This is a genomic window from Streptomyces sp. NPDC046866 (assembly GCF_040704625.1).
Lineage (GTDB): Bacteria > Actinomycetota > Actinomycetes > Streptomycetales > Streptomycetaceae > Streptomyces.
Genome location: NZ_JBEYXN010000025.1, coordinates 93,455 through 115,818 on the forward strand (window position 1 = coordinate 93,455; position 22,364 = coordinate 115,818).

Below are 22,364 nucleotides of genomic sequence, written 5' to 3' on the forward strand. Positions count from 1 at the left end.
CATGAAGACCCGAGAGAAGACCGCGTCACCGGCCCCCGACGCCGTGCGGACCGCCGCTGCGGCTCCGGCCGCGGCAGCCGTCCCGGCCCGGACGGCCGGCGAGGCCGCCGAGGCCGCCATCCGGCTGACCGGACTGCGCAAGAGCTACGGAGAGGTCGAGGCCGTCAAGGGCCTCGACCTGACCATCGCCCCCGGCGAGGTCGTCGCCCTCCTCGGCCCCAACGGAGCCGGCAAGTCCACCACCGTCGACATGATCCTGGGGCTGTCGAAGCCGACCTCCGGCTCCGTGACCCTGTTCGGCAAGGACCCGTACATCGCCGTCCGCGAGGGCCTGGCCAGCGCCGTCCTGCAGGAGGGCTCCCTCATCGACGACCTGTCGGTGCGCGAGACCCTCGGGATGATCTCCTCGCTGTACAAGAACCCGCTCCCGATGGACGAGGTCCTGCGCCGCGCCAACATCGAGGACATCGTCGACCGCCGCGGCACCAAGCTCTCCGGCGGCCAGCGCCAGCGCGCCCGCTTCGCCTGCGCGCTGATCGGCAACCCGCAGCTGCTGCTGCTCGACGAGCCGACCTCCGCCATGGACGTGGGCAGCCGCCGCAAGTTCTGGGAGTCGATGCGCCAGTTCACCGACACCGGCCGCACGGTCGTCTTCGCCACCCACTACCTGGACGAGGCCGAGGAGTTCGCCGACCGCGTCGTCCTGATGCGCTCCGGCCGGATCGCCGCCGACGGCACCGTCGCCCAGATCCGCGCCCTCGTCGCCGGCCGCATGCTGCGCGCCGCGGTGCCCGGCGCGACCGCCGAGGAGCTGGCGAAGCTCCCCGGCGTCAACGGCGCCACCCTGCGCCTGGGCCAGGCCGAACTGCACTGCGAGGACTCCGACCGGGCCGTCCGCGCCCTCATCGCCTCCTTCCCCGAGGCCCACGACATCGAGATCAGCGCCACCGGCCTGGAAGAGGCCTTCCTCTCCCTGACCGCCGCCGAGACGGCGGACGCGGCCGACACCCTGGAGGAAGCTGCATGACCGGCTACCTGGCCATCGAGATCAAGCGGATGCTGCGAGGCCCCCGCTTCCTCATCTTCGCGTTCGTCGTTCCTGTCGTCATGTACCTGCTCGAGTGCATGCTCTACAAGAACCAGACCATCCCCGGGTCGAACGGCATCACCTACAGCGCCTGGCTGATGTGCAGCCTCGCCGCGTACAGCGCGTTCACCTCCTCCATGCACACCACCGCCCGCGTCTCCCACGAGCGGGCCGTCGGCTGGCACCGCCAGCTGCGGCTGACGCCGCTGCTGCCGCGCACGTACCTGCTCACCAAGGTGCTCGTCGCGATGATCGTGGCGCTGCCCGGCCCGGCGTTCGTCGCCCTCTTCGGCTGGCTCGTCCAGGACGTCCACATGTCCGCCTCCGGCTGGCTGCAGATCACCCTCGGCATCTGGATCGCCTCGCTGCCCTGCGCCGTCCTCGGCCTCGTCATCGGCCTGTACGTGGCCCCCGAGCAGCAGCAGATGTACCTCCAGGGCCTGATCATCCTGTTCGGCTTCCTCGGCGGCCTGCTCCTGCCGACCACCGGGTTCCCCGACTGGCTCGTCACCATCGTCAAGATCATGCCGAGCTACTGGCTCGCCGACATCGGCCACGGGGCGCTGCTGCACGACACCCGGGCCTGGATCGCCGGCGTCGTGCTGCTCGCCTGGACGCTGCTGCTGTCGGGCGCCGTCGTCCGCAGCTACCGCCGCGAGGCCGTCCGCGCCTGAGGCGCGGGACGCAGGAGCGAGACGTACGAGGAAAGGAAGGGGGGCCATGTTCCTGTCACCCAGCCGCAAGGCACTCGCCCCGTTCAGGGGGCACCACACCTGGTACCGGGTCACCGGAGACCTGCACAGCGGCCTGACCCCCCTGGTCGTCGCCCACGGCGGCCCCGGGTCCACGCACGACTACCTGCTGCGGATGACCGAGCTGGCCGCGGACGGACGCCCCGTCGTCCACTACGACCAGCTCGGCAACGGCAACTCCACCCGCCTGCCGGACGCCGGCGCGGACTTCTGGACCGTCGAGCTCTTCCTGGACGAGCTCGACAACCTCCTCGCCCACCTCGGCATCGCCGACGACTACCTGCTCTTCGGCCAGTCCTGGGGCGGCATGCTCGGCGCCGAGCACGCGGTGCGCCGGCCGGCCGGGCTGCGCGGACTGGTCATCGCCAACTCCCCGGCCGCGATGCCGCTGTGGCGGGCGGAGTGCGAACGGCTCAAGGACGAGGCGCCGGCCGAGGTGCGCGACGCGCTGCGCCGCCACGAGGCGACCGGCGACTTCCACCACCCCGAGTACCAGCAGGCGGCGCTGGAGTTCTACCGTCGCCACGTCTGCCGGGTCGACCCGCCGCCGGCGGAGGTCGCCACGACCTTCCTGGCGCTGGAGAGCGACCCCACCGTCTACGGCACCATGAACGGCCCGACGGACTTCCACGTCATCGGCACGCTCAAGGACTGGAGCGTGATCGACCGCCTGCCCGCCATCGAGGTCCCCACCCTCGTCATCTCGGGCGCGTACGACGAGGCGACCCCGCTCACGGTGCAGCCCTTCCTGGACCACATCCCCCGGGTGCGCTGGGAGCTGTTCGAGGAGTCCAGCCACATGCCCCACGTGGAGGAGCCCGCCCGCTTCGACCACGTCATGCGGACCTGGCTCGCCGAACACTCCTGACCCCCCGCACCCCGCCGATCCCCGCGCCGGACATCCCCCGACCGGCGCGGGGATCGGCGCACCCCCACACCGGCCCAGGTCACGAGCCGGGCCAAGCTGGCGGACGGCACGTGGCGCACCAGCGAGCGCACCTCCGAGTACGACGACACCCTGCTGTCGCGACCGACCTGGCGCGCCCCGAGCAGCGCCTGTGCACCGCCTTCGAGTACTCGGCCGGCCCCGGCGGCGCCCTCACCCAGCTGGTCTCCCGCACCCTGGTCCTCTCGGCCGCCTGCGGGCAGACGCCCCCGGCCGCGAACACCGTCGGTGACACCCTCGCCTACTTCGACAACCAGCCGGCCGGCCGGACCGGCGCCACCGCGGACCAGACCGGTGTGGCGGTCCTGGAGAAGTACGACGACGCGGGCAAGCCGGTCTACCGCCTCAACGCCACCTCGACGTACGACGCGTACGGCCGCGTCACCGGCAACACCAACAAGACCCGCAAGGACGCCGCCCATCCCGACGGCGCGGTGACCACCACGGAGTACAGTCCGGCCACCGGCGCCCTGCCCTCCCAGGTCACCCACACCAACCCGCTGGGCTGGAAGACCACCACGACCCTGGACACCGGCCGTTCCCTGCCGTTGAAGACCACGGACGAGAACAAGCACGTCGCCGAACGCGACTACGACGCCTTCGGCCGTGTCGTCTCGATCTGGCAGCCCGGGCAGGAACGGGCCAACGGCGCCCTGCCGGTGCGCAAGTACTCGTACGCGATGAACGGCACCAATGCGGCGTCCAGCGTTCTGAGCCAGGCACTCATGAACGACGACTCGTACACGACCAGCTACACCATCTACGACGGCCTGGGCCGCATCCGCCAGACGCAGGCCAACCCGGCCTCCGGGACCACCGGGCGACTGATCACGGACGCCCTGTTCGACTCGCACGGCTGGCAGGTGAAGACCAGCGCCGCGTACTACAACGACGAGGCAAGCCCCTCGGGCTCCCTCTTCCTGCCCAACGGCGGGGTCAACCCCGACAGCAAGCTCCCCGCGCAGACCGTGACCGTCTTCGACGGCATGGGCCGCGCCACGGCCTCCGTCCTCCAGTCGTACGGCGTGGAGCAGTGGCGCACCCGGACGGAGTACCCGGGTGCCGACGAGACCCGGACCATTCCGCCCAACGGCGGCTACGCGACGGCGACCATCACCAACGGGACCACGTCGCTGCTGCGCCAGTACAAATCGAACACGCCCGCGGGCCCGTATGACGAGACGACGTACGAGAGGAACACGCAGGGCAAGGAACTGCGGCGCAAGGACGCCGCGGGCAACGAGTGGACGTTCGCGTACGACCTCCTCGGCCGGGTGGTGCAGACCACCGACCCGGACGCCGGTACCAGCACCACCGTCTACGACGACAGCAAGAACCTCACCACCGTCACCGACGGCAGGAACAAGAGCGCCACCACGGTCACCGACCTCCTCGGCCGCACCGTCGCCACCTACGAGGGCAAGGCCGTCGACCCCGCCAAGCAGGTGGGCGGCTTCACCTACAACACCAAGGCCCTGGGCAAGCCGGCCTCGAGCACCCGCTACGTCGGCGGAGCCGGCGGCAGCGCCTACGTCTCGGAAGTCACCGGTTACGACGCCGGCTACCGACCGCTGGGCACGAAGACCACGATCCCGCCGGTCGAGAAGGAACTGGCCGGCGTCTACGAGACGAAGAACACCTACGACGCCTACGGTCAGCTCGTCCAGTCGGATCTGCCGGCGGTTCCCAAGGCGGGACTCGGCGTGGAGTCCTTGGCCATCGGCACGGACGCGTCGGGCAACCTGTCCTCGCTCGACGGCAGCATCGCCGGCGTCCAGACCCCGTACGTCGTCCGCGCGTTCTTCGACCCGTACGGGCAGGCGGTGCGGACCACCGTGGGCGAGACCGGCCTGCAGATCGTCTCGACCGTCGACTACGACGTGGCGACGGGGCGGCAGATCCGCTCCACGCTCGACAAGCAGACCGCGGCGACGGCGAGCGTCGACGTGGTCGACTACACCTACAACCAGGTCGGGCAGCTGACCTCGATCGGCGACACGCAGGACGGCGCCAAGCGCGACCTGCAGTGCTTCACGCACGACTACCTGGGCCGGCTGACCCAGGCCTGGACCGACACCGGCACGCAGACCACCGCCCCGCAGCCCAGCGTCCGCGGCCTCGGCAGCTGCGCCAACGCCGGCGGCCCGGCGGTCGACGCCGCGGGCAAGCCGAGCGTGGGCGGACCGGCACCGTACTGGCAGCAGTACGAGTACGACCTGCTCGGCAACCGCAAGAAGCTGATCCGCAAGGACGTCACGGGCGACGCGGCCAAGGACACGACGGTCACCCAGACCTTCGGCGGCCGCCAGAACACCCCGTCCACCGACCCGAAGACCGGCGGCGGCACGGGCGGCCCGCACGCCCTGATGACCTCCACGGAAACCGGCCCGTCCGGCACCAAGGTGACCTCGTACACGTACGACGCGGGCGGCAACACCACCTCGATCACCAGCACACCGGGCACGCGAACCCTGACCTGGAACGACCAGGGGAAGCTCGACAAGATCACCGGCACCGGGGAGAGCGCCGGTACCAGCTACCTGTACGACACCGGCGGCAACCAGCTCATCCGCCGCGACCCGGACGGCACCACCCTCAACCTCGGTACCGACCAGATCACCCTCAACGCCACCACCGGCAAGGTCACCGACGTCCGCACCTACGCGGCCCCCGGCGGCCTGTCCATCACCCGCACGACCACCAGCAGCACCTCCAGCAACCTCACGTACCAGAGCTCCGACCACCACGGCACGGGCGGCGTCCAGTTCAACGCGGCCGACCTCGCCCACGTACGCCGCGCCTCGGACCCCTTCGGCAACGACCGCGGTACTGCGCCAGCCCCCGGATCTTGGGCTGGCGACAAGGGCTTCGTCGGCGGCACGAAGGAGAACGCCACGGGCTTCACGCTCCTGGGCGCCCGCGAGTACGACCCGAAGACGGGCCGCTTCATCAGCCCGGACCCCATCCTCGACGCAGGCGACCCCCAGCAGTGGAACGCGTACGCGTACTCCAACAATGACCCGATCAACAAGTCGGATCCCAGCGGCCTCGCCTACAAGTGCGAGCAGGGTGAATGCGGCGGAAGCAGCTGGATCAAGACACAAACCCTCTCTGACCACGATGAGACCAGTTCCCCTTCCGGCGATGACGACGAGTTGGAGCAGGCCACGACCCGACTCCACAAGGCCAAGCAGAGGCGGGACCACCTCGTCCACGAGGTCGTGGACCTCATCGGTGACCTGATCGGCTACAACGACGCCCGCGACTGCTTCTCCAAGGGCGACGTCATGGCCTGCATCAACACGGCTCTGAGCGCCGTCCCCTGGGGCAAGATCGCCAAGGCCATCAAGGTCGGCATCAAGGCCTTCAAGATCTACAAGGAAATCAACAAGGCCTACGACGCCGTCCACGAAGCTGAACGTGGAGTCTCCCGCGCCGCCGCGGCCATGACCAAGGCCAAGAGGGCCGTCAAGGAAGCCCGCGACGCCGAAGCCAAGGCAGCACAGGCGGCAGCGGAGAAAGCCGGCAAGGAAACCGCAACGGACAGCGCCGGCACGGAAGCGAGAAGCACCCGCGAGGCATCCGACACCGAAGCCGGCGCAGGCTCCGCCGAATCCCACAGCAGCGGCGGCGGCGCAGAGGCAGAAGCCCCGACGGCGTGCAAGCTCAACAGCTTCCCGACCGGCACCCGCGTCCAGATGGCCGACGGCACCACCAAGGAGATCCAGGACGTCCACGTCGGTGACACCGTCCTGGCCACCGACCCGCAGACCGGCGAAACCCGTCCCCAGCAGGTGACGGCCACCATCACCACCCCGGACGACAAGGACTTCACAGACCTCACCCTCACCGACGACTCCAACCCCCGCGCCCCGCCCGTCCAGCTCACTTCCACCCTCCACCACCCGCACTGGAACGAGACCCGCCGCCAGTGGGTCGACGCGGGCGCATTCACCCCGGGCGGCCAACTCCGCCGCCCCGACGGCACCACCCTCACCGTCAAAACCAAGCGCAACTACCCCTACGCCGTCACCACGCACAACCTCACCGTCAACAACTTCCACACGTACTACGTGCTTGCAGGCGCCACTCCGGTCCTTGTTCATAACTGTGATGGCGTGGCAACGGTTCACTTGGATCCGGAGAAGAAGCATGCTTTGATTACCGTGCAAGCGCACGATGGTGAGGTTATGCACACTGAGCAATGGGGTGGTGTTGACGTGGCCACCAACGGAGTTAGGACATTTGATCCCGCGATCCTTTCTCCTTTCACCATCAACGTCCGGGTCGAGCTGCCGCGCGTCCAAGGAGCCTTGGCCTACATCGAAAGGCAGATCGGTCGGTCAGCCGAAGGAACCTACCCTCCGTACAGCCTCGGCAGGCAGAGTTGCGTGACCTACTGCATGAACGTACTCAAGGCCGGCGGAATCGAAGGACTTCCCAAGACCACGAAGCGCGCGACAGACTGGCTCCGCGAACATCACGGCTGATGAAAGGAACGGAGTGTCCATACCGCCGAGCTGGGGATGGTTGGATGAGGTTCCGGATGAATGGGATCCTCCCGAGGAACTGCTGGCCCCGTCCAACTCCATCGAGAACAACCTGGCTATCAAGATCCTTTCCTGTGAAGTCGTCGGAGCCGAGATCTCGGAATGGACAGGTCGTTTCGTCATGGAGCAATCAATCCATTCAGCGTGGCTCTACAAAGTCAAACAGAGTGATGCGGAGAGAGCTGTGCGCCTTTCAGGGGCGGCTCTTGAACAGACGCGTCTCGTATTTGAGGCTTGGAAGCCGCTCGAATTGATTCTGTCTCCGCGCGGCGCGATCCCTGGAGGGCGTGATGAGGTCCGCCAGCTGGCGGCTAGGTTGGTGGAAACGTTTCGGCAATCTGTTCATGCCCTACGGGTCATGCGTGGCGACATCTCCTAATTTCGGAGAACGGCGCGGAAGTGCTGTAATAGGCTGATGATTCGATGGCTTGACGGCAACGATGACGGCAACACCGATGAACGCTGCATGGTCCTGTGGTCAGTGAGAGGTGGACCGCAGCCGGGTGGGATGGGCAGGAGGCCAGCTGCCGCTCAATGCCCAACCGACGGCCCTGGCCTACAGCCAGGGCCGTGTGCGTCCAAACTTCCTTACGTCTTCAAGGCGACCCGCTGACACGGGTCGCGCGCGGCACGGCCGCCCACCCGGCCCGCTCTCGGCTCCGCCACAGCGGGCCGGCCAGCGACCAGGCCGCGCAGAAACAGCGCAGCGTTGCGCCGGAAGCGAGGAGAAGCCGGACGCGCCCGCCCGGCGAGCGTCAGGCCGACGGCGGGGAGTTGGCCGGGGGCAGGCCCGGAGGTGGGGGCGGTCGGCTCCGTGGGCCTTACCCACCTCCCCGGGCCGGGGCCCGCGTCGGGCAATGGCCAGGGGGCCACTCGTTCAAATTCCGGGCAGGATCACGACCTGCCCGAGTTGCCGGGCCAGCGTACGGCCCCCTGGCCATGCCCGACCCCAACCCGGGCAGGACACCGGCCAAAGCCCACTCCACCGACCTCACGCGCGCAGCCGTCTGACGGCAACGCCGACGGCAACACGGGCACACAGGAGGGGACTTCCACGCACATCCACAGACTGGCCGAATTCCGTTGACCTGCGAAAACGCAGATGACGGCACCCCGGCCAGCACACGTACTATGTGCTCGCGGGAGCCGCCCCGGTCCTTGTCCATAACTGTGGTGGTACCGCCACCGTTTCGTATGACCCCGATAGGGGGTCTACCGGCCACGCCATAATTCGCATTGACATGGCCGACGGTCGATCGCAGATTACTGAGCAGGTAATTAATGGAATTCCTGCCAGGCCGGGTCAGTACAACGGGCTTCCGACTACAGGTGCGCATGCTTTCCCTCAAGACCTCGGCCCTAACACGAGGAGTCTTACCTTCGACTTGCCGAACGCAGAAGCTGCCTACGAGGCTCAAAGCAGGACCATTGATGCGGACCTCGGAGCATATGACGGAATGGACAATAGCTGCGTGACCTATTGTGTTGATATCCTACGGGCTGGTGGGGTCAATCTTCCGGAAGGGCGTCGCGGGATGGCCGTGCTACGAGGAAGGATGAACAGAGGGTGAGTCAAGTAGGTGGGCCGTCCGAGTACGTCAAGGTCTTGGCGGAGATTATCGCCAGCCCGAGAGTAGGTGGACTGCATCTCCGTCGAGTGGGTGAACTTCTCATCGCTCGCGAAGAATTGAATGAGCGGATCCTGGATGCGGGTAGGCGTAAATTCTCGGATTCCGAGTTCGATGTCATCGTGATCAAGTCGTCAGAGGTTGATGACGAATATGTTCGAGTGTGGCGGGCCTGTGAAGAGGCGACTCGGGAGTGGCGCCACGTTGACGGTCTGCCAGCACTGGCCCTTGCGCTACAGCAAGCCGCCGATTTCTATCGTGGCGTTGCATCCTCTGCCTAACGCTGAACAGAAATGGAAAGCGAGCGGCCTCACCCGGTCTATTCCGGTGGGGCCGCTCGCGCGTGCTGGGGGGAGTTGACGGTGATATCAGCGGATAGGGGCTGCACAGAGCGGTGGTTTACTGCGGTCGTCTAAGCACCCGGCACCCCCATGAAGGAGTCCCCAACCGCCGGGAGTTGCAGAGCTGCCTATAACTCGAACGCGCCCGGGAGCAGATCGAGAAGTGGAAGGAGCGCGTCGAACGTCTCTGAGGTCGCGATGGCGCCTAATACGGGCACGTGAACGAGAGCGTCCCCCAAGGCCAGAGGATGGCGTTCGGGGACGCTTCGCGTTGAGTTGTCAGGGTTGGTATTCGTAGCCGATTGTGAAGCGGGGGGGCAGGCACCATTCGCCGTACTCGATGATTCCCTCTGCGTCCGACCAGCGGTGGGCGCCGGCGAGGATCGGGGAGCCGATCGGCAGGCCGAGGGCGCTGGCCTCGCGGGCGTCGGCCGGGCGGGCGTGCATGTCGTCGCGGGCGTGGGTGATGGTGCGGCCGGTGGCCTCCAGGACCCGGGCCGAGAGGCCGTGGTTGCGGCCCGGGGCGGTGTTCAGGAGGTCGGGGACCAGGGCGGCGAACGGTGCCGGGTACCAGGTCACCGCGAATAGGGTCCGGGTCTTGCCCCGGCCGGCCAGCCACTCACGTCGGACCACCTGGTCGCCGGGCTCCAGGTCGAAGATCTCCGCGATGTACAGGGGTGGGGTGATCAGCTCGGCCGCCGTGACCCTGCTTGTCTCGCCCTCGGCCAGGAACGACTTCACCCGCTGGACCCGGGCCAGCCGGTCGCGTGCCGACAAGGTCCAGCGCGGGTCGTCGACGACGTAGGTGCCCCGGGGGGTAGTGCGGATGAAGTTCTCCACCTGGAGGGCCTGCAAGGCCCGGGAGACCGTGGCGGCTGCAGCCTGCCACTGACCGGCGATCTCCCGGTTCGTCGGCAGCTTGGCTCCCGGCTCGAGCTCCCCCGACAGAATGCGCTCCCGGAAGTGATCCGCGATCTTCGTGAACGTCTTGGGACTGGGCATGAGAGGTGCCCCTCCGTTGAGTTGACGTGGAGTCAGTGGGAGCACACTAGTGCACTACGGACCGTAGCGGGAGTGCTTCGGCCACTCGAATACTGAACTAGAGCACCGGCCTGTCAAGCGGTCGGTCACGTGATGTTCGTGATGTTCGAGAGGTGGCGATGTGCAGTGACGGAGCCCATCAGGTACTCGGCCACGCCGGTCGAACTCCCCTTGCGTCTGGACACGGAACCGACGCCGGCCGAGGGATGTGCCGGGTGTGGAGAGCTGGCCGCCGTACGCGACCGGGCCCGCATGGTCGGTGACATGACCACCGTTACTGACTGCGATGTCTACATGCGACGTCACCCGGAGGGTCACCAGTGAGCCCGCGCGTCGTCTACCGGTACGTCCCGCACACCATCCGTCATGTTCCCGAAGGCGGCATCACCTACGAGGCGTTCTGCACTGCGCCTGGCTGCGACGCGGACTCCGGCCCTCAGGAGGGGCAGGAAACCGCGCAGGACTGGGCGCTTCGCCACGCAGGGCGTACCGGCCATAGCCTGTTCAGGCGCGTCGTCACCGACCATGCCGAGGTCACCCGCAGTGAGTAGAGACGTCGCGGCTGTCTTCATGGCGACCCGCCGACGCGGGGCGTGTCAGTCGAGGCAGAATTCGTTGCCTTCTATGTCCTGCATGGGGATGCAGGCGTCGTTGCCGTCGTACAGGGTTTGGACGTGCACGGCTCCGAGAGGGAGTAGGCGGGCGCATTCGGCCTCCAGGGCGGCGAGGCGCTCCTCGCCTACCAGGCCGGTGGCGACCCGTATGTCCAGGTGGAGCCGGTTCTTGGCGGCCTTGCCTTCCGGGACGCGCTGGAAGTACAGGCGCGGGCCCACACCTGAGGGATCGATGCAGGCGAACCATGCGTCCCGCTGCTCGGGTGGCTGCGCGTGCTTGTAGGCGTCCCAGGTGGCGAAGCCCTGCGGCGGCGGGGGTATGACGTAGCCCAGCACCTCGCACCAGAAGCGGGCGAGGCGCTCGGGTTCCGCGCAGTCGAAGGTGACCTGGAACTGCTTGATGGAGGGCATTTGGCCACGGTAACAGCCGCGGTTTCAGGGGTTGTTGAGGTACGTGAGGACGGCCAGGACGCGGCGGTTGGTGTGGTCGGAGGTGGTGATGTCCAGCTTCGTGAAGAGGGACGTCGTGTACTTGCTGATGGCGCCCTCGCTCAGGAAGAGGCGTTGGGCTATCGCCTGGTTGGAAGAGGCCTTCGGCCATCAGGGTGAGGACCTGGTGTTCGCGGTCGGTGAGGTGGTCCAGGCGGCGGGTTGAAGGGCCGTTGGAGAGGAGCTTTGCGATGACCGTGGGGTCCATCGCGGTTCCGCCGGCGGCCACGCGTTCCAGGGCGTCGATGAACTGGTCCGCGTCGAAAGACGCTGTCCTTGAGGAAGTAGCCGATGCCGCCGGAGCCGTCGGCCAGCAGCTCGCGGGCGTACAGCTGCTCCACGTACTGGGACAGGATCAGGACCGGCAGTCCGGGGAGTTCGCGGCGCGCTGTCAGGGCTGCGCGCAAACCTTCGTCCGCGTGGGTCGGGGGCATGCGGACGTCGACGACGGCTACGTCCGGGTGGTGGGTGAGGAGGGCCTCCAGGGTTTCGGGGCCGGTTGTTGCCGTGGCTACTACCTGGTGGCCGTACGCCTCGAGGAGGCGGACCATTCCGTCGCGGAGGAGGTAGAGGTCTTCGGCTACGACTATGCGCATGGCACCACCAGGGTTGCGAGGGTCGGCCCGCCGGCCGGGCTGGTGATCTCCAGGGTGCCGTCGAAGGCGGACAAGCGGCGGCGGAGGCCTGCCAGTCCGCCGCCGGTGGCCCGGATTTCGGTTCCGCCTCGGCCGTTGTCCTCCAGCTTGACGATCACGCTGCCGGCGGTGTTGGTGATCGAGATTCGGGCCCGGGTTGCTCTGGCGTGCTTGACCGCGTTGGTCAGGAGTTCGGCCGTGGCGAAGTACAGGGCGGACTCGATCGGGGGGTCGAGGGGGCAGTCGTCGAGGGCTGCGGTGACCGTTGTTTCCAGGGGGCTGTCAGGGCCAGGGCGCGGACGGCGTCGATCAGGCCGCGGTCGTTCAGGACGGGTGGGTTGATGCCCCTGACCAGTTCGCGGAGTTCGGTGAGGGAGGCGGTGGCGCCGGCGCGGGCTTCCCGCATCAGGGCTCTGGCCTGGTCGGGGTCGGTTTCCATCAGCTTTTCGGCGATCGCGAGGGAGAGGCCCAGGGAGACCAGGCGGGCCTGTGCGCCGTCGTGCAGGTCCCGCTCGATGCGGCGGATCTCGGCGGCCTGGGCGACCGTTGCCTCCGCGCGCTGGCCGGTCAGTTCCTCCACCCGGTCCGCCAGCACCATCGCGGGCGAGGGGCGCAAGAAGTGGACGGCTACCGGGACCAGACAGCGCCAGGCGTACGGGGACGAGGCTACGGCCACCATGAGGGCCAGGACGCCCACGGCGCGGCTCAGGGGCTCCGGCCGGGTGAGGCCGAGGACGGCTGCGACTGCCCCCGCCGGCGGGACGCACGCGACCAGGCCCTCGGTGGAGGGGGCGATGGCTGTGAGCGGAGGTCGCGCCAGTTCGCGGGATCGGTCCAGCGGATCCGCCGCTTCTGGTCCATGAGCGCGTCGCGGCGGGTGCGTTCGTAGCCGAAGCCGTTCCACCAGTAGCCGGTGGAGAGTTGGGTGAGGGGTGGGGCCTGGCGGTAGCCAGCGGGGATTGCCACGCCCGCCCATCTCGCGACGAGGTGGCGGACCGTTCGGCAGACCGGGCGGGACAGGGCGAGCGTGCCCACGGTGGTGAGGACGAACGGGCCCAGCCAGGACCACGGGTTGCCCGCGCCCCACCCGATGCCGAGCGCCACGGCGGCGGCCCACCCCGCCGGGAGCGCCATGGTGACGGTCACCACGGCGCACGCCCGTAAGGCCCCCACGCAGACCCGCGTCAGCCATAGACCCAGATGTCTCATGGTCCCCCCTCGGTCCTCTTTCCCCTTGGCGCTCCTACTGTGCACCCTGCCGTTGCCGCCGACGCCCTGGTCAGGGTGGTAGTGGGGCTGGACCCACCCGGTTGTGGGGCCGGACGGATAGGGGGGCCGGCGGGCGCTCCGTAGCGTCGGTGGCATGGAAACCAGCAGGGAAACCGACATTCGACGGGCCTTCGACACGGCGAAGAACAGCATCAAGGTGTATGGCGCGCTCAGCGTCCTGGGACTGCTCGCCGTCATTGCGGTGGCGGGCAGCGGGCATGTGGTCAATGGGTTCATGTGGGTGCGGGCGGTTTCGCTGCCCGTGGTCGCCCTGGTGGTGCACCGGGTGGTCGTTTCCGCTTCCCGCGGGTCGCGACGGGGTTGAGCGGCCTCGCCGTCGTCATGCCGATCGCCATCATCGGCGTTGATGTGGTTCCCGGGGTGTGTCCGCCCTGGTACGCCTTGATGCAGGTCGTCTGCATGGTGCCCGTTATTCGCGTTGCGTTCCTCACGCGGGGTGGCGCACTGCGTGCCGCACGTGCGAAGGCGGGCTGAGGCACGAAAGGGCCGGCCCGCCGTGGTGGCGGGCCGGCCCGTGTGCTGTTCTGCGCTACTTCTCGTCAGGGGCGGGCTCCGGTGGGCCGAAGGGTTCGATCTTCGGGTTGGCGTAGGGGCCCTTCGTGCCCGGTGTGCCCGTTGCGCGCTCTGCGGCTGCTTCGGTGACGAGGAGGGCGTAGGTGCCGTTGTGGAGGTCGATGAGGCCGTAGGCGGGGTCGACCTCCTCGGGGGTGAGGTTGAGCTTCTGCATGGCGTCTTCGAGGGTGGCGCCCGGGGGGAGCTCGACGGTGATGAGGGTGGTGGGCGTGTCGGGGGACATCGCCGGCTACCTGCGGCTCCTGCTGCGGCTGCGGTGGCCGTTCTTCTGGCGGCGGCGCAGCGCGTCCATGATGGCCGACGGGTTGATCACGCCGAAGCCGGTGTCGAAGTCGAAGCCCGCGGCGCCGAGGTCGTCGGCGGTCCGGCGCAGCAGCGTACGGAGCTCGGCCGGCTTGATGGCGCTGACCGGCCAGTGCGTGCGGATGGCGGCGACGACGCCCGCGGCGACCGGGCAGGCCGCCGAGGTGCCGGAGTCCGGCGCGTGCGGGCCGAAGGCGTGCGAGCCCTCGAAGTGCGTGTACGCGCAGACGTCCGGCTTCTCGCTGCTGAGCCGTCCGGGGCCCTGGGAGGAGTAGCCGACCCGGTCTCCGCGGGTGTCGACCCCGCCGATCGACAGGACCCGCGGGTGGGAGTTGGCGCCGCAGATGGGACGGCTGGTGAACTCGCACCGGCCGTCCGGGCAGTCGCGCCCGCAGTTGCCGGCCGCGAACAGGATGTCCGCGCCCGCGGTCTCCAGGGCGGTCACCATCAGGTTGAACGGGTGCGCGCGGTTGTCCGAGTAGTTGCCGGGGTGGCCGGGCGGGAAGTCCCACCGGGGCGAGAAGGAGCCCCAGCTGTTGCTGACCACGAGCGCCCTCTTGTCCTCGGGCATCGCCGCGAGCACGCCCAGCAGGTGGGAGTACGCGGCGACGGCGTCCGAGAGCAGCCCGCTCATGACGGTCGGCCCGTGGCGCTGGGAGAGCAGTACGGGGATGTCGAGCAGGGTCGCCTTCGGCGCGGCGATGAGGGCGTCGAAGGCGCACATGGTGCCGTGGTTGACCGGGAACCTGCCCGGCTGGCCGATCACGCCCGGGGGGTTCCAGCTGCGGGCCGCGTCGACCGTGATCGGGCGGTCCAGTTCGTCGCTCAGGTGCTGGGTGTTGATGCCGGTGTCGGTGATCGCCAGGGCGACGCCGCTGCCGTCCAGGTTGTCCGCCCCCAGCTCGGCCAGCAGGTCCCGTACGTCCTGCCAGTCGCCGACGGGGGAGTCCCCGCCGCACGTGGGCACCCCCTCGATGACCGGGTCGGCGGAGATCTGGACGATCTCCGGGTGGGCGAGGGAGAGCATCGCGATCCGGTCGGCGGTGTCGTAGTCGTGGATCTCCCCGCGGACCAGCACGGTGGCGTCCTGTGGCGCCATGGAGAACCTGAGTGGCTGATCGAGGGAGAGTGGATCGCCGTCCGTCATGGTCGGCACCGGTCTGGGTACCGCCACCGGGGTGAACGACTGGTCCAGCTCGACGCCGGACAGACGCCCTGCGACGTCTTCGGTCGTCGCGGTGAGCTGCGGGTTCACCACGGCCTCCACGAGATCGCGCTCGGGCCGCATCTGGATGAGGACGCGCATGTCTTCTCCTCTGGGTCGGACGGCGCCCGGGCGCACCAGCGGAGCCGCGTTCTCGACGTGCGGCTCGGGGAGGGAGGTACGTCTGGGCGGTGGGGGTCTGCTGTGCGGGCGTTCCGCGGCTCTCGTGCAGGCTGCCGGTCGACCCGACCGGGGCCGTGCGGGGGAAGAGGCACGCAGGAGCGCCCGTCCCATGCTCACCACGGTGTCGCGGCGCCGCACCTCCATGCCGCCAATCGGCCCACGGGGGCCGGCCGGGGATGCGGAACGGCCGGTGGGCCGGGGCTGCTGCCCCGGCCCACCGGCCGTCTCCCGTTCGGTTCGTGCGTTCGGTTCGTGCGTTCGGTTCGTGTGCTGTGCTGGGCTGCCTCAAGCCGCCGTGCGGGCTATGTGGGTGGCGAGCTTCTCCGGGGTGGGGTGGGCGAACAGGTCCGCCAGTTTCACGCGGACCGTCAGGTGCATGTTGCGCTTCACCCGCTGCAGGAGCTGGATGCCCAGCAGGGAGTGGCCGCCGCTGGCGAAGAAGCCGGAGCGCACCGTCAGGTCGTCCCGCTTGAGGTACTCGCGCCACAGCAGCAGCAGGCGGTCCGCGAGCTCCTCGGCGTCCATGCCGCCGGCCTCCGGCGCGGCCGGCTCCGCGCTCAGCAGGCGTTCGGCGCGCAGGGCCAGGCCCTCCAGGTCGGGCAGGCCCGCCACCTCGGGCAGGGCGTCGGTGACCACCACCTGGTGCGGTTCGGCGGCGCCGGGCAGGTCCGCGCGGATCTGCTTCAGGAGCCGGTCCGCGAGGTCCGAGGCCGCCGTCGTGGCCACGAAGGAGATCAGGACGGGATCGGCCCCCGCCGCCGCCGGCACCGCGACCGTCGCGGCGTTCACGACGTCCGGGTGGGCCAGCAGCACCCCGTCGATGTCGTCCAGCGGCACCGTCGTGCCCTGGACGGTGACCCGGCGGTCCGTGCGGCCCAGGAGCTCGATGCGGCCGTCGGGCAGCCAGCGGGCCAGTTCGGCGGTCGGGACCGGCGCGCCGTCCGGGCCCGTCAGGTGCAGTTCGCCGCGGACGAGGACGGGGAGTTCCTGGCCGTCCGGGCCCGCCACGTACGCCCGTACGCCGCTCAGCTCGCCGCGTGCGTACCGGGAGAACCGGGCGACCGCCGGGGAGGCCGTGTACGCCTGCGGGAGTCCGCCGCGGTGGCCGGCCTCCACGGCCGCGGTGTCCGCGGCGCCCCAGGCGGCGATCTCGCCGACCGCCGTGGTGGGCGCGGCCTCGCCGAGCCGGACCAGCAGGGCGTCGTAGCGGGCCAGCAGCAGGTCCACCTCCTCGGGGCCGAACGCCTGGGTGCGGTAGACGGCGCGGATCCGGGTCTCGGCGTGCTCGTCCTCGCCCTCCGGCATGAAGAAGAACTCGAGGTCGAACTTGCTGAAACCGTTCTCCACGCCGCGGATCCGCGCCGGGTGCCCGGCCACCGCGAACTCGGCGGACGTACCGCCGGGCACGTAGTTGAACAGGTGCGTGCACAGCGAGTTGCGCCAGCCGGAGCCGCCGCTGTCGCGGACCTCGTCCAGGACCGACTCGGCCGGCACGCCCGAGTGGCCGAGGCCCTCCAGGAACACCGAACGCGCCCGGTTGACCAGCCGCTTGAACGGCTTCGCCGGGTCCACCTTCACCCGCAGCGGCAGCACGTTGACGTGGTAGCCCATCGCGCCCTCCTGCCCGGCCGGGCGCACGCTGACCGGCGAGCCGACGACGATGTCCTGCCCGGCGCCGTGCCGCGACAGCAGCAGCGCGTACGCGGCCAGCAGGACCACCGCCTGCGGCGCCCGCAGCTCGCGCTGCAGCCGGGCCACCACGGCACGGGCCTCGGCCGACAGCGCGTACCAGGTGCTGCCGCCCGCCAGGTCGGGCGCCTCGGACGGCGGGTTTCCGAACCACAGGCCGCCCTCGGGCGCCCGGTAGCCGCGCAGCTGCTCCCGCCAGAACTCCACGCTGGCCGCGCCCGGTTCGGGCTCCTCGGCCGCGGGGACCGCCGGCAGCGTGGCGTAGCCCTCGGGCGCCTCGTACGCGCTGATCAGCTCGCCCAGCAGGGTCACCGTCGACATCGCGTCGAAGACCAGGTGGTGCAGGGCCACGCTGACCACCGAGCCGCTGCCCGTGGTGAACAGCGCCGCGCGCAGCAGCGGGGAGCCGTCGAGCGCGAACGGCGCCGCGACGAACGCCTCGACCTCGGCCTGCAGCCGGTCGGGGGCCGGGTCCGGGCGGAACTCCTCCACCTCCACGGCGACCGCGGCCGGGTCCAACACCTCGCGGGTCAGCTCGGTCTCACCGGCGCGGAAGACCGTCCGCAGGATGTCGTGCTTGCGCACGACGAGGGTCAGCGCCCGTCCGAGGGCGGCCCGATCCAGCGGGCCGTCCACGTCGAAGGTCAGGGAGAGGTTGTTGACGCCCGCCCCGGGGACCAGCCGTTCCAGCAGCCACAGGTCGGTCTCCTTGCGTCTGGCGGGAGCCGGGTGCGTGGCCGTGGCCGGGGCCGTGGCCGTATCCAGAGCAGCAACCATGATCGGATCTCCTCATGCGTCTCGTACGGGCCGTTGCCGTACGTGTCGTGCGTGCGTCGTCGTCTTTGCGTGCGTGCGTGCGTGCGTGCGTGCGGGTGGCTGCCGCGTGTGTCAGCCCAGTTCGAATTCGCCGTCGAGGATCCCGAAGAGTTCGTCGGCGTCGGCGTCCGCCAGCGCGGCGGCCTCCTCCTCGATGCCGGCCGGCGCGTTCAGCGCCGCCCAGCGGGCGGCCAGCGCCCGCAGCCGCTCACCGACCCGGCTGTGGTCCGTACCGTCCACGCCCTCTCCGGCGGCCAGCATCAGCCGGTCCTCCAGCAGGGCGAGCTCGCCCTCCACCGCCCGCAGGGCGGCGGCTCCGGTCTCGTCGGGGGCGAGCTCCGCGCGGATGTAGCCCGCCAGCGCCCGCGACGTCGGGTAGTCGAAGGTCAGGGTGGCCGGCAGCCGCAGTCCGGTCGCCGGCGCGAGCCGGTTGCGGAACTCGACCGCCGCGAGCGAGTCGAAGCCGAGCTGGCCGAAGCCGCGCTCGGGGTCGACCGCATCCGCTCCCGCGTGCCCCAGGACGGCGGCCGCCTGGGAGCGCACCAGGTCCAGTACGAGCTCCTCGCGCTCACCCGCGGGCAGCGCGAGCAGCCGCTCCTTGAGGCTCTGCCCGGCCGCCCCGGCCCCGGCCGCACCCGCCGCCCCGGCGGCGGAGCGCCGTACGCCGGCCGGCCGGACCAGGGAGCGCAGCACGGCCGGCAGGCCCTGCACCCGCGCCCGCTCGGCCAGCGCCTTCGCATCGAACGGCACGGGCAGCACCCGCGCCGCCCCGCTCGCCAGCGCCGCGTCGAACAGCGCGAGGCCGTGCTCGCGGCCGAGGGCCGCCGGCCCGGTCCGGGCCACCCGGTCCACGTCGGCCTGGCTGAGCGTGCTGCTCATGCCGCCGGCCTCCGGGTGCCACAGGCCCCACGCCAGAGAGGTGGCGGGCAGCCCCTGGGCGCGGCGGTGTGCGGCGAGGGCGTCGAGGTAGGCGTTGGCCGCGGCGTAGTTGCCCTGGCCGGAGCCGTCGAACGTGGCGGCCGTGGAGGAGAACAGGACGAAGGCGTCCAGGTCCCTGCGCCCGGCGGTCAGTTCGTGCAGGTGGCGCGCCGCCTCGGCCTTGGGGGCCCATACGGTGCGCAGCTGCTCGGCGGTCAAGGACTCCACGGTGGCGTCGGCCAGCACACCGGCGGTGTGCACGACGGCCGTCACCGGGTGCGCGGCCAGCAGCGCGGCCACCGCATCCCGGTCGGCGACGTCGCACGCCGCCAGCACCACGCTCGCCCCCGCCGCCTCGAGCTCGGCTGCCAGCTCACGGGCCCCCGGCGCTTCGGCCCCGCGACGCCCGGCGAGCACCAGGCTCCGTACGCCGTGGGCCGCGACCAGGTGCCGGGCGGTCAGCGCACCCAGCCCGCCGGTGCCGCCGGTGACGAGGACGGTGCCGCCCTCCCGGAACACCGGCGCCCCGGCGGCCTTGCCCGACCCGCCGGCCGGCGCCAGCCGCGGCACGAGCAGCCGGCCGTCGCGCAGCAGCAGCTCCGGCTCCGCCTCGCCGACCACCGCCGACAGGTCGGGGGCTTCGGTGTCGGCGTCCAGCAGCACGATCCGCCCGGGGTGCTCGGCCTGCGCCGCGCGCACCAGCCCCCACACGGCGGCCTGCGCCAGATCGGCCACGTCCTCGCCGTCCGAGGCGGCCACGGCCCCCCGCGTCACGACCAGCAGCGGCGCGCTCCCCGGCAGCTGCGCCCGCAGCCACTGGAGTACGCCGTCCAGCACCGGGCCGGGCTCGCCGCCCGCCGGCACCTCCAGCACCACCGGCGCCTCCGCGAAGGCGGCACCCGCCGCCTCGGGGGCCGGCTCGCTCCAGCGGACTTCGTACAGGTCCCGCACCGCGGCCGAGGACCGCAGGTCGTCCGCGGCCACCGGCCGCAGCGCGAGGGCGCCGACCGTGGCCACCGGCGCGCCGGAGGCGTCCGCGAGCTGCAGGGCGTACCCGGAGGCGGCCGGGGTGACCCGGACGCGCAGCGCGGTGGCGCCGACGGCGTGCAGCACGACATCGCTCCACGCGAACGGCATCTCGGCGGTGTCCTTCGCCGCCGCGCCCAGCCCGATGGCGTGCAGGGCGGCGTCGAGCAGGGCGGGGTGGAGGCCGAAGCCACCGGTGTCGCTGCCCTCGGGCAGGGCGACCTCGGCATAGACGTCCTCGCCGAGGCGCCAGGCGGCGTGCAGGCCCTGGAACACCGGCCCGTACTCCAGGCCGGTCGCGGCGAGGTCCTCGTACAGGGAGCCGACGTCGACGGGCTCGGCCCCGGCCGGCGGCCAGGCCTCCAGCGCGGTCCCGGCGACGGCCTCCTGGGCGACGAGCACCCCGTCGGCGTGCCGGATCCACGGCCCGTCCTCGGCGCCCTCGGCCCGGGAGAACACGGTGAGGGCGTACGGCTCCCCGCCGGTCTCCCCGCCGCCGACCTGAACGCGCAGGTCCACGGCGCCTTCGGCCGGCACGACCAGCGGGGCGTGCAGGGTCAGGTCCTGCAAGACGCCCGCGCCGAGGTGGTCGCCGGCGCGGACGGCGATGTCCACGAGGGCGGCGCCGGGGACGATGACGGTCCCGGCGACAACGTGGTCGGCGAGCCAGGGGTGGCTGCGCAGCGACAGTCGGCCGGTGAACAGCACCCCGTCGCCCTCGGGCAGCTCGACCGCGGCGGTCAGCAGTGCATGCCCGGTGTCGTGCTGCCCGAACTCCTCGGCCCGGCCGGAGCCGGGGAGGGTCCGGTCCGCGAGCCAGTAGCCCGCGTGCTGGAAGGCGTACGTGGGCAGGTCCACGACCGCGGTACGGGCCGCACCGAAGAACGCCGGCCAGTCGACGGCGGTGCCGTGAAGGTGCAGCCGGGCCACGGCCTCGGTCAGGGCCTGCACCTCGGACCGGTCGCGGCGGACCGCGGGGACGGCGGTGGCGCCCTCCTCCAGGGACTCGGCGGCCATGGCGGTGAGCACCGCGTCCGGCCCGAGCTCGAAGAAGGTGGTGATGCCCTGGCCCTGGAGGGTGGTGACGGCGTCGGCGAAGCGGACGGCTTCGCGGACGTGCCGGACCCAGTACTGCGGGTCGGAGAGTTCCTCGTACGAGGCGGGCTTGCCGGTCAGCGTGGAGACGAGGGGCTGTCGGGGCTCGTCGTAGGCGAGTCCGGCGGCGATGTCCCCGAACTCAGCGAGCATCGGCTCCATCAGCGGCGAGTGGAAGGCGTGGCTGACCACGAGCTGCTTGGTCTTGCGACCGGCCTCCGCGAAGTGCGCAACGACGCCCTCGACGGCAGCCTCGGCACCCGACACGACCAGAGACGTCGGCCCGTTGACCGCGGCGATCCCGACCCCGTCGGTCAGGACGGCGCGCACTTCCTCCTCGGTGGCCTGGACGGCGGCCATGGCACCACCGGCGGGCAGCGCCTGCATCAGCCGACCGCGCGCAGCCACCAGCAGAGCCGCGTCCTCCAGGGACCACAGACCGGCCACGTGCGCGGCAGCCAGCTCACCGATCGAGTGCCCGGCGAGCGCGTCGGCACGCACTCCCCAGGCTTCGACCAGCCGGAACAGCGCTACTTCGATGGCGAACAGTGCAGGCTGGGTGTACTCGGTCCGGTTCAGGTCAGCCGGGTCCTCATCGAACAGCACCTCCTTGAGGGGCCGCTCAAGGTGCTCGTCGAAGGCCGCGCACACCTCGTCCAGCGCGGCCGCGAACACCGGGTACTGCGCGTACAGCTCGCGCCCCATCCCGGCCCGCTGGCTGCCCTGCCCCGTGAACAGGAAGGCCGTCAGGCCGCCCGCGGCCGTGCCCGTCAGGGCCGGGGACTCCAGGCCGGTCAGGGCGCCGTCGCGGTCGGCGGCCACCACGGCCGCCCGGTGGGCGAACGCGGACCGCTGCGTGGCCAGGGCGAACGCAACCGTGGTCAGGTCCGCTTCCGGGTGCGCGGCGAGGAACTCCCGCAGGCGGGCAGCCTGGTCGCGTACGCCGTCCGCCGTCTTGGCCGACACCAGCAGCGGGACCACCGGCAGTGCCGGCACCGCGGCGATGGGCTCCTCGGCGGGGGCTTCCTCCACGATGACGTGGGCGTTCGTTCCGCTGATGCCGAAGGAGGAGATGCCCGCGCGGCGGGTCCGCTCCCCCGCCGGCCAGGGCCGGGCCTCGGTCAGCAGGGAGACCTCGCCCTCGCTCCAGTCGACGTGGCTGCTCGGCGCATCCACGCCGAGGG

Annotated in this window: 15 protein-coding genes and 2 pseudogenes; 9 read left to right on the forward strand and 8 right to left on the reverse strand. The window is 70.7% G+C overall.

Annotated features, from left to right (window positions below):
* Position 1: 1 nt before the first annotated feature.
* From AB0953_RS28885 to AB0953_RS28910, 6 genes are all read left to right on the forward strand, one after another.
* Positions 2-1,027: an ABC transporter ATP-binding protein gene (locus AB0953_RS28885; RefSeq protein WP_366862515.1), complete on the forward strand. Its 1,026-nt coding sequence runs from the start codon at positions 2-4 to the stop codon at positions 1,025-1,027.
* On the forward strand, positions 1,024-1,761 hold the full coding sequence (locus tag AB0953_RS28890) for an ABC transporter permease (RefSeq protein ID WP_366862516.1): 738 nt from the start codon (positions 1,024-1,026) through the stop codon (positions 1,759-1,761). The genes AB0953_RS28885 and AB0953_RS28890 overlap by 4 nt, the downstream gene beginning before the upstream one ends.
* A gap of 46 nt (positions 1,762-1,807) precedes the next feature.
* Positions 1,808-2,707, forward strand: coding sequence for a proline iminopeptidase-family hydrolase (locus tag AB0953_RS28895; RefSeq protein WP_366862517.1), 900 nt, complete (start codon positions 1,808-1,810; stop codon positions 2,705-2,707).
* A gap of 110 nt (positions 2,708-2,817) precedes the next feature.
* On the forward strand, positions 2,818-7,275 hold the full coding sequence (locus AB0953_RS28900) for an RHS repeat-associated core domain-containing protein (protein ID WP_366862518.1): 4,458 nt from the start codon (positions 2,818-2,820) through the stop codon (positions 7,273-7,275).
* 13 nt (positions 7,276-7,288) lie between these two features.
* Complete coding sequence (locus tag AB0953_RS28905; RefSeq protein ID WP_366862519.1) at positions 7,289-7,714, forward strand: hypothetical protein; 426 nt, start codon at positions 7,289-7,291, stop codon at positions 7,712-7,714.
* Between the two features lie 1,278 nt (positions 7,715-8,992).
* On the forward strand, positions 8,993-9,244 hold the full coding sequence (locus AB0953_RS28910; RefSeq protein WP_366862520.1) for a hypothetical protein: 252 nt from the start codon (positions 8,993-8,995) through the stop codon (positions 9,242-9,244).
* 339 nt (positions 9,245-9,583) lie between these two features.
* On the opposite strand, the gene AB0953_RS28915 is transcribed toward AB0953_RS28910, so the two are convergent.
* On the reverse strand, positions 9,584-10,306 hold the full coding sequence (locus AB0953_RS28915; RefSeq protein WP_366862521.1) for a GntR family transcriptional regulator: 723 nt from the start codon (positions 10,304-10,306) through the stop codon (positions 9,584-9,586).
* A gap of 177 nt (positions 10,307-10,483) precedes the next feature.
* Between AB0953_RS28915 and AB0953_RS28920 the strand changes: the two genes are divergently transcribed.
* Positions 10,484-10,669 carry a hypothetical protein gene (locus AB0953_RS28920; protein WP_366862531.1) on the forward strand — a complete coding sequence of 62 codons (186 nt, stop codon included), beginning with the start codon at positions 10,484-10,486 and terminating at the stop codon, positions 10,667-10,669.
* A complete protein-coding gene (locus AB0953_RS28925; protein ID WP_366862522.1) occupies positions 10,666-10,896 on the forward strand; it encodes a hypothetical protein in 231 nt (76 codons plus the stop codon). Before AB0953_RS28920 ends, AB0953_RS28925 begins: the two co-directional genes overlap by 4 nt.
* Positions 10,897-10,941: 45 nt before the next feature.
* Here AB0953_RS28925 and AB0953_RS28930 read toward each other — a convergent pair whose 3' ends face one another.
* The 3 genes and pseudogenes from AB0953_RS28930 to AB0953_RS28940 all read right to left on the reverse strand — a co-directional run bounded on the left by AB0953_RS28930 (position 10,942) and on the right by AB0953_RS28940 (position 13,292).
* On the reverse strand, positions 10,942-11,370 hold the full coding sequence (locus tag AB0953_RS28930) for a VOC family protein (protein ID WP_366862523.1): 429 nt from the start codon (positions 11,368-11,370) through the stop codon (positions 10,942-10,944).
* A 24-nt stretch (positions 11,371-11,394) separates the two neighbouring features.
* Positions 11,395-12,044, reverse strand: a pseudogene (locus AB0953_RS28935) (response regulator transcription factor).
* Positions 12,035-13,292, reverse strand: a pseudogene (locus AB0953_RS28940) (sensor histidine kinase). Before AB0953_RS28940 ends, AB0953_RS28935 begins: the two co-directional pseudogenes overlap by 10 nt.
* Positions 13,293-13,446: 154 nt before the next feature.
* Between AB0953_RS28940 and AB0953_RS28945 the strand changes: the two are divergent.
* Positions 13,447-13,677 (forward strand): hypothetical protein, encoded by a 231-nt coding sequence (locus AB0953_RS28945; protein WP_366862524.1) that lies wholly within the window; start codon positions 13,447-13,449, stop codon positions 13,675-13,677.
* Between the two features lie 225 nt (positions 13,678-13,902).
* On the opposite strand, the gene AB0953_RS28950 is transcribed toward AB0953_RS28945, so the two are convergent.
* The 4 genes from AB0953_RS28950 to AB0953_RS28965 form a co-directional block, all read right to left on the reverse strand.
* Complete coding sequence (locus AB0953_RS28950; RefSeq protein ID WP_366862525.1) at positions 13,903-14,169, reverse strand: hypothetical protein; 267 nt, start codon at positions 14,167-14,169, stop codon at positions 13,903-13,905.
* A gap of 6 nt (positions 14,170-14,175) precedes the next feature.
* Positions 14,176-15,555 carry a S8 family serine peptidase gene (locus tag AB0953_RS28955; RefSeq protein ID WP_366862526.1) on the reverse strand — a complete coding sequence of 460 codons (1,380 nt, stop codon included), beginning with the start codon at positions 15,553-15,555 and terminating at the stop codon, positions 14,176-14,178.
* Between the two features lie 366 nt (positions 15,556-15,921).
* Positions 15,922-18,102 carry a condensation domain-containing protein gene (locus AB0953_RS28960; protein ID WP_366862527.1) on the reverse strand — a complete coding sequence of 727 codons (2,181 nt, stop codon included), beginning with the start codon at positions 18,100-18,102 and terminating at the stop codon, positions 15,922-15,924.
* 111 nt (positions 18,103-18,213) lie between these two features.
* The coding region (locus AB0953_RS28965; RefSeq protein WP_366862528.1) for a type I polyketide synthase at positions 18,214-22,364 on the reverse strand (4,151 nt) is incomplete at its 5' end.

Coding starts and splice junctions, on each gene's coding strand:
- AB0953_RS28950 (WP_366862525.1), bottom strand. CDS start 14,169: ATGTCCCCCGACACGCCCACCACCCTCATCACCGTCGAGCTCCCCCCG.
- AB0953_RS28930 (WP_366862523.1), bottom strand. CDS start 11,370: ATGCCCTCCATCAAGCAGTTCCAGGTCACCTTCGACTGCGCGGAACCC.
- AB0953_RS28890 (WP_366862516.1), top strand. CDS start 1,024: ATGACCGGCTACCTGGCCATCGAGATCAAGCGGATGCTGCGAGGCCCC.
- AB0953_RS28955 (WP_366862526.1), bottom strand. CDS start 15,555: ATGCGCGTCCTCATCCAGATGCGGCCCGAGCGCGATCTCGTGGAGGCC.
- AB0953_RS28960 (WP_366862527.1), bottom strand. CDS start 18,102: ATGGTTGCTGCTCTGGATACGGCCACGGCCCCGGCCACGGCCACGCAC.
- AB0953_RS28895 (WP_366862517.1), top strand. CDS start 1,808: ATGTTCCTGTCACCCAGCCGCAAGGCACTCGCCCCGTTCAGGGGGCAC.
- AB0953_RS28915 (WP_366862521.1), bottom strand. CDS start 10,306: ATGCCCAGTCCCAAGACGTTCACGAAGATCGCGGATCACTTCCGGGAG.
- AB0953_RS28885 (WP_366862515.1), top strand. CDS start 2: ATGAAGACCCGAGAGAAGACCGCGTCACCGGCCCCCGACGCCGTGCGG.
- AB0953_RS28945 (WP_366862524.1), top strand. CDS start 13,447: ATGGAAACCAGCAGGGAAACCGACATTCGACGGGCCTTCGACACGGCG.